Here is a 6,499-nt window from a genome sequence, read left to right as displayed (position 1 = left end):
CCTGGCGGCCTCGTCGCTGAAGGTCGCGCCCCGGTCGTAGAACGAATCCGGGGTGCGGTTGACGATCGCCATGATCAGCGGGCGATCCCCCGCGACCGGGCGGCCGCACAGAGTCGATTGCACGCCTCTATGGTGCCTGGTTACCACTGGCCGCGTGGTTTCAGGACCATCCGTCGCGCGAGTGTGCGGCCAGCCGCACACCCTACGCCGAGCGTGCGTCTCGCCGCACACTCGGCGTAAGCCGCGCCGCTCAGCCCTGCGGTCGCTTACCTTGGGCCACTTCCTCGGGGTATTCGTCGTAGTACGGCACGTAGCCCTCGTCGCGGCCGGCCAGCACGTACAGCGGATCCTGCACGTCGCGACCGTAGGCCTGTTCGCGCAACTCCACCTTGCGGCTCTTGAACGTCGTGGTGTGCTCCAGTGACTTCACCACCCGCAAAAACAACGGCAGTGCATAGGCGGGCAGCTGGCCGTAAACCGCACGGGCCAGGGACTGGCCGTCGAACTCGGCGCCCTCGCGCAGCTGGACCGCGGCCATCCCGGCGCGCCCCCCGGTGTGCGGAACCTCGACGCCGAAGACCGTACATTCCTCGACGGACTCGTCGGACGCCAGCGCCGCCTCGACCTGTGTGGTGGCGACGTTCTCGCCCTTCCACCGGAAGGTGTCACCGAGCCGGTCGACGAAAGCGGCGTGACCCAGGCCCTGCGGGCTCATCACGTCACCCGAATTGAACCAGACGTCGCCCTCACGAAAAGCGTCGCGCACCAACTTCTTTTCGCTTGATGCTTTGTCGGTGTAGCCGTCGAACGGCTGCAGCCGGTTGACCGGGCTGAGCAGCAGGCCGGGCTGACCGGCAGGCACCCGGCGCACCCGCCCGCGGTCGTCACGCAGCGGGGTGCCGGTGTCGGGGTCGTACTCCACGTAGGCCAGCGGCATCGGCGCGACCCCGGTGGTCCCGGGAACATTGAAGATGTTGATGAAAGCGGCGTTGCCCTCGCTGGAGGCGTAGAACTCGCACACCCGCTCGATGCTGAACCGATTGGTGAACTCGTTCCAGATCTCCGGGCGGAGCCCGTTGCCGGCGACCAGACGCACCCGGTGCGCGCGGTCGGTGGGCTTGGGCGGCTGGTTGAGCAGATACCGGCAGATCTCGCCGATGTAGATGAACGCCGTGGCCTCGCTGGCGATCACCTCGTCCCAAAACCTCGACGCCGAAAAGGACTTGCCCAACGCCAGCGTCGCCCCGGAATTGATCACCGACGACACCGCGACCGTCAGCGCGTTGTTGTGGTACAGCGGCAGGCAGCTGTACAGGGTGTCGGAGCTCTTCAGCCGCAACCCCATTCCGCCGAACGCGGCCAGCGCCTTCAGCCACCGGAGATGCGTCATCACGCTGGCCTTGGGGAATCCCGTTGTGCCCGAGGTGAAGATGTAGAACGCGGTGTCTTTGGCCTGCACCGCCGAAGCCGACGCAGGGTTGGTGGCCGGAGCGCTCGCAGCGAATCGCTCCAAGTCTTCGATGGTCAGCGTTTCGGTGGTGCCCGAGGCGCCGCACTCGGCCACCGCGCTGACCAGGTCGGTTTCCGCGACCAACACCTTGGCATCCAGCAGGCCAAGGCTGTGCGCCAGCACCTCGCCGCGCTGGTGGTAGTTGACCATGCCGGCGACGGCCCCGCACTTGACCGCGGCCAGCATCGCCAGCACCGTGTTGGGTGAGTTGCGCAGCATGATCGCGACGACGTCGCCGCTGCCGACGCCGCGCGCGGCCAGCACCGCCGCGTACCTGTTGGCGGCCGCGTTGGCGTCGCGGTAGGTCAGTTGCTGGTCCCCAAACCGCAGGAAGATCCGGTCACCGTAGCGAGCGGCCCGTTCCTGGAACACCGTGCCGATCGATTTCTTGGAGCTGGGTCGGGCCAGCAGCCCGGTCAGCGCTCCGCGCATGATCACCGGCACGTCGGCCAGCACGCCCGGCACCTGGGACGCGATATCGGTCAATCTGATCGCCGAGCGCGCTCGTCCGTCGTGATCGGACACGTAATCCTCGATTCCCTCTTGACGAGTTTGGCGGCCAGCCTAATAGGCATAACGGCGGTGCTGGCGACTCAGGCGGGTGCGCACGCCTCCAGCGCTGCCCCCACCTTGTCGACCAGCACCAACCGGTCCATCGCCGCCTGCGAGATGTAGCCGCTGTCAACCAGCCCGCACAACCAGAGCCAAAGCCCTTCGTAATGCCCGAACGGGTCCAGCATCACGATGGGCTTGCCGTGCACGCCGAGATAACCCGTGGTCCATGCGTCAAACAACTCGTCCAGGGTGCCGATGCCGCCCGGCAGCACGATGAACGCATCAGCGCGGTCTTCCATCACCTGCTTCCGTTCGCGCATGGTGTCGGTGACGATCAGCTCGTCGGCGTCGGCGTCGGCAAGCTCGCGGCGCATCAAATTTTGCGGGATGACCCCGACGGTGCGGCCACCGCGCGCCCGTGCCGCGCTTGCCGCCGCGCCCATTGCCGAAACCCGGCCGCCGCCCCACACCAGGGTCCAGCCGCGCTCGGCGATGGCTTCGCCGAGTTCGGAAGCGAACCCGAGCAATTCGGGATGCGCGGGACCCGACGCGCAGTACACACACACTGCCCACTCGCTGGATGAACCACGTTCCGGGCGCATACAACGAAAGGTAGACCAAGCCCGGTGCGCCACGCACCCGGCGCGCAATAAAATCCGGCGGTGCCCATTAGATGGAACGTCCCCGAACAAGCGGCGGCCCTGGAGCGGCTGGACGTTGCCCTGGGTCGCGACGTTCCCGCGGCCCGGAGCGGGGCAGTCGTGCTCGGACCCGACGGGATCGGCAAATCCACATTGGCCCGATTGGCCGCCGAAAGCTTCGGCCGCAAGCACCCGACCACGCTCATCCGCTGGGTCACCGGCACCCCGACCGAGCGGCTCGTTCCGTTCGGGGCCTTCAGCGATCTGGTGGAGTTTTCAAGTTTCGGCCCGGACATCGGCAAGCCGGCCGCGCTCTTGCGGGCGGCCCGGGCATCGCTGGGCGGTGATGAGCTGCTGCTCGTCGTCGACGATGCCCACGACCTGGACGTCCTGTCGGCCACGCTGGTGTACCAGTTGGCACTGGCCGGCACGGCCCGGATGATCGTCACCGCCCGCGCGGATGCCGCGCCCGAGGCCATCGCGGCGCTGTGGACCGACGGTCTGCTGGATCGGATCGACGTCGAGCCGCCGGGCGGGGCGACGAAGCAATCCGAGCCTTCCGAGGTCGACGCGTTCATCGCCGAGTTACCCGCCGCGGCGCGTTCGGTGCTGGATTACCTCGCCGTCGAGGAGCCGCTATCGCTCGCCGATCTGACGATCCTCGCGGGCGACGGCGCGGTAGCGGAGGCGAAGGCCTGGGGCGCGGCGGAAACCCGGGTGCGCGGCGGCCGCACCGAAGATCCGGTGGTGTACACGGCGCATCCGCTGTTCGCCGAACGAGCGCGCGCCGCGCTCGGCACCGAAGAGGCGCGACGACGGCGCACCGAGATCGTCGGGCTGCTGTCGCAGCATGCGTCGGACCAACTCGGTGACCGGCTGCGGCTGGCATCCCTGGCGCTCGACAGTGACGCCCCCCAGCGGACCGCCGAGGTCGTCGCCTCGGCGCAGCAGGCGTTGCGGCTGGGCGACCTCGCGCTCGGCGAAAGACTGGCCCGCTCGGCGCTGGAGCGCTCCGGTGGCTTGGCGGCGCGGCTGGCGCTGGCACATGCCCTGGCGTGGCAGGGCCGGGGCCGCGAGGCCGACGCGGTGCTCGCCGACGTCGACTCCGCCGCGTTGGCCGAACCGGCGCTCATGGACTGGACGCTGCTGCGGGCGGCCAACCAGTTCTGGATGCTCAGCGAGCCCGAGCGGGCCGCCGCGTTCCTGCGGACGATCCGCAATCGGGTCACGGATGCCGGCCCGCGCCTCACCCTCGACGCGCTGAGCGCCACCTTCGCCATGAACGCGGGCAACGTCGGACACGCCGTCAGGGTCGCCGGCGAGGTGCTGGCGTCACCGTCGGCCGATGATCAGGCGGTGGCGTGGGCGGCCAGCGCGGCCGCGCTGTGTTCGGCGCGGCAGGGCCGGTTCGACGAGGTCGAGCCGCTGGCGCAGCGCGCCTTGGCCGCCGAGCATCCCGGGCTGCTGCGCTTCACGATCGGGCTGGGCCAAACCACCGCATTGTTGATGGCGGGTCGGCTCGACGTGGCGCGACAACTCGCCCAGCAGTTCACCGACTTCGCCGAGCTGCAGCAGCCGGGCCGCGCGATCGGCGAGGTGTTGCTCGCGCATGTGCTGATCGCCGACGGCGAATTCGGCCGCGCCGCAGCGCTGCTCAGGCCGGCGGCCGCCACCTTGGAACGCACCGGCTACTCGTGGGGGCCGCTGTCGCTGATGCTGCTGGCCACCGCGCTGGCCCAGCAGGGCGACACCGCCGCCACGGCAAAAGCGTTGAGCAGGGCCGAATCTCGACACGGAACCAAGTCGGCGCTGTTCGCCCCGGAGCTCGGCGTGGCGCGGGCCTGGCGGCTGGCCTCCACGCGCGACTCGCACGGCGCGGTGGCCGCCGCTCGCGATGCCGCTCGGATGGCCGAACGCGGCGGGCAGCCGGCCGTGGCGCTACGCGTCTGGCACGAGGCCGTCCGGCTCGGGGACACCCGTGCGGCCGAACCGCTGGCCCGGCTGTGCGGCGAGATCGACTGCGCGGTAGGCGGACTCGCTCTCGCCCATGCGCGGGCGCTGGCGGCCGGTGATGGCGCGGGGCTGCGGGCGGTCTCGGACCACCTGGCGACGATCGGGATGCGCGCGGCGGCCGCCGACGCCGCCAAGCAGGCGCAGCGGTGCGCGGGCCAATAACCGGATTGTGCGCGAACCGTAACCCCGCCGTGTTACCTGAGTGACTAATACCCCTCACTGTTTCCTGAGTGATTACGGCAGCTTGCGGTTCAGCCGGGGGTTGGAGGCACGATGCGTATCCGCCCTCGCCGGGTGGCCGGGCTCATTGCGGCCGGCCTGCTGATTGCCGCGCTGACTACTGACGCGTCCTGCGTCGTCGCCCCGCCGGCCGCGTTCGCCGCGCCCACGGGGCCCACGCTGCCGCTCGGCAACACCGGCCGTTGGATGACCGACGCCGACGGCCGCGTGGTCGTGCTGCACGGCCTCAACCAGGTATACAAGGTGCCGCCGTACGAGCCTTCCGCCGACGGGTTCGGCGACGACGACGCGGCTTTCCTTGCGGCCAACGGTTTTAACGCGATGCGGGTGGGTGTCATCTGGGCGGCGGTGGAGCCGCAGCCGCTCACCTACGACGACAACTACCTCGCCTCGATCGCGCAGACCGTGGCGACGCTGGCGTCGCACGGCATCGTCAGTCTGCTCGACTTCCATCAGGACCTCTACAACGAGGTGTTCCAGGGCGAGGGCGCCCCGGCGTGGGCGGTGCAGACGGGCGGGCTGCCCAACCCGCAATTGGGCTTCCCCGGTAACTACTTCGCCAACCCGGCCGAGGAGTTTGCCTGGAACGCCTTCTGGCGGGACGCCCCGGCGCCCGACGGAATCGGATTGCAGGACCACTACACGCGAGCCTGGGCGCATGTCGCGGGTTACTTCCACGGCAACCCGGCGGTGTTCGGCTACGAGGTGTTGAACGAACCGTGGCCGGGCATCACGTGGGAGGGGTGCCTCCTCGACGCGGTTTTGGGTTGCCCGGTCCACGACCACAGGCTGACCGATTTCTATCGAAAGGCCGTGCCGGCGATTCGTGCCGCCGACCCGAACACGGTCGTGTTCTTCGAGCCAAATACGTTGTTCGACGAGGGAATCCACACCGACCTCGGCAAGGTGGTCGACCCGCACACCGGGTTCTCCTACCACGACTACTGCGCCATCGAATCGCTGCTGCACAAGAACGTCACCTGTGGGCTGGAAGACGGCGTCACCTTGGGCAACGCGAGCGTGTACTCGGACATATACCGCATCCCGGCGCTGCTGACGGAGTTCGGCGCCACCAACGACCTGGCCAACCTCGCCGAGGTGATGCGCCACGCCGACCGCCACAAGATGGGCTGGCTGGAGTGGGCCTACACGGGCAACGACAAGACGAGCTCGTCGCCGACGCTGCAGGCGCTGGTTTACGACCCGAGCCAGCCACCGACCGGCAGCAACGTCAACACGGCCAAGCTCGCGGTGCTCGCCGCGCCGTACCCCCAGGTGGTCGCGGGCACGCCGAGCGACTGGTCGTTCAGGTCGGGCACCTTCCGGCTGTGCTACTCCACCGAACGGGCCGACCGCCAGGGCCGCTTCGCCCCCGGCGCGCAGACTTTCATCTCGGTGCCCCCCATCGAGTATCCGAGCGGCTATCAGGTGAGCGTCACAGGCGGACAGGTGGTTTCGGCGCCCAACGCCCCCGTGCTGGCCGTCGTGGCAAACGCGGGCGCGGACACGGTCGATGTCGTTGTGACGCCGTGATGGTTTC

General features: G+C 69.2%; 4 protein-coding genes and 1 pseudogene. 2 read left to right on the top strand and 3 right to left on the bottom strand.

Annotated features, from left to right (window positions below; all coding sequences use genetic code 11):
• The 3 genes and pseudogenes from ACLP4W_RS07205 to ACLP4W_RS07195 all read right to left on the bottom strand — a co-directional run.
• A pseudogene (locus tag ACLP4W_RS07205) lies at positions 1-123 on the bottom strand (dihydropteroate synthase); the annotation flags it as partial.
• Between the two features lie 127 nt (positions 124-250).
• The gene (gene fadD6 / locus ACLP4W_RS07200; RefSeq protein WP_442385455.1) at positions 251-2,035 is read right to left on the bottom strand and encodes a long-chain-acyl-CoA synthetase FadD6; all 1,785 of its coding nucleotides are present in this window, start codon (positions 2,033-2,035) and stop codon (positions 251-253) included.
• A 68-nt stretch (positions 2,036-2,103) separates the two neighbouring features.
• Positions 2,104-2,667, bottom strand: a complete 564-nt coding sequence (locus ACLP4W_RS07195) for a TIGR00730 family Rossman fold protein (RefSeq protein WP_442385454.1) — start codon at positions 2,665-2,667, stop codon at positions 2,104-2,106.
• Positions 2,668-2,727: 60 nt separating this feature from the next.
• On the opposite strand from ACLP4W_RS07195, the gene ACLP4W_RS07190 reads away from it, so the two are divergent.
• Complete coding sequence (locus ACLP4W_RS07190; protein ID WP_442385453.1) at positions 2,728-4,881, top strand: AAA family ATPase; 2,154 nt, start codon at positions 2,728-2,730, stop codon at positions 4,879-4,881.
• Between the two features lie 111 nt (positions 4,882-4,992).
• On the top strand, positions 4,993-6,492 hold the full coding sequence (locus ACLP4W_RS07185; RefSeq protein ID WP_442385452.1) for a cellulase family glycosylhydrolase: 1,500 nt from the start codon (positions 4,993-4,995) through the stop codon (positions 6,490-6,492).
• Positions 6,493-6,499: the final 7 nt, after the last annotated feature.

It is taken from the genome of Mycobacterium sp. (genome assembly GCF_052145595.1).
GTDB lineage: Bacteria > Actinomycetota > Actinomycetes > Mycobacteriales > Mycobacteriaceae > Mycobacterium.
This window is presented reverse-complemented; position numbering and strand designations above follow the sequence as displayed.